General features: G+C 49.0%; 1 protein-coding gene. It reads right to left on the bottom strand.

Annotation, left to right across the window (positions count from 1 at the left end; translation table 11 throughout):
• Positions 1-453 (bottom strand): nucleoid-associated protein (locus JWG88_RS21320; RefSeq protein ID WP_205235837.1); only part of this gene is annotated, 453 nt, incomplete at both ends.

Consider the following 453-nt stretch of genomic DNA (forward strand, 5'->3'; position numbering starts at 1 on the left):
CAGTTGCTCGTTGCAATAGCTATAGACCTGTTGTCGATAGTTCTGACGCTCATTCTTGTCCAATTGCGCACCATCACAATATTCATCGCCGGCTTTCAGCAGACCGCGATTTTGCGCCTTGGTATCCAACCCTTCGGACGCCGCCAGAAAATCCATAAAGAAATCGGAAACCTTACGCCCTACCCGACCTTTCAGAAAGGTCAGATAACGGGTTGATTCAGGATTGGTTTCCCACTCGGTTAAATCGATGCGCGCAACAATATCCGCATGATTGATATCCAGATAATGCGTGCTGCTGATATCTAGCTGCTCATTAACCCGCATACTGCTGCAGCTATTGAGAACCGCAACCAGCAAATACTCAACGGCCAGATACCGGTACTGACAAAACAGAACAATACCGCCTTCAGCAAAGGGATATTTGGCCAGTTCGTCACGCAGGCGTCCTGTGGC

Origin of the sequence: Desulfopila inferna (assembly GCF_016919005.1) — a bacterium.
GTDB classification, from domain to species: Bacteria; Desulfobacterota; Desulfobulbia; order Desulfobulbales; family Desulfocapsaceae; genus Desulfopila_A; species Desulfopila_A inferna.